This is a genomic window from Paenibacillus xylanexedens (assembly GCF_007676705.1).
Taxonomy (GTDB): Bacteria; Bacillota; Bacilli; order Paenibacillales; family Paenibacillaceae; genus Paenibacillus; species Paenibacillus xylanexedens_C.
In genome coordinates this window covers 1-297 of sequence record NZ_VEBF01000192.1, presented here as the reverse complement: position 1 = coordinate 297, position 297 = coordinate 1, and the positions used below count along the sequence as shown (strand labels likewise).

Below are 297 nucleotides of genomic sequence, written 5' to 3'. Positions count from 1 at the left end.
GGATTGAGAGGTTGGATATGAAGAAGGAAAAAGTGAGGGAGGAGGGGATTATTAGGGGAATGGTAGGAGGTGATGTGACGAGGGGTTATGGGGAGGGTGATGGGAGGATAGGGGAAGTCATGGTTGAGGTAAAGGAGTGGAGGGTATATGAGGAACATGATGCCGAGGGAAAAGTAGTGGATGAGATGGAGATGAATATGAGAGGTGGTGAGATTGTAGGGATTGGGGGGGTGATGGGGGGTGGGGGTAGGGAGGTTGGCATGAGTATGTTTGGTAAATGGTATGGGGGGAATATTT

Annotated in this window: 1 pseudogene; it reads left to right on the top strand. The window is 49.8% G+C overall.

Annotated elements, in window-relative coordinates:
- Positions 1 to 17: 17 nt before the first annotated feature.
- Positions 18 to 297: pseudogene (locus FS628_RS30430) on the top strand (ABC transporter ATP-binding protein); the annotation flags it as partial.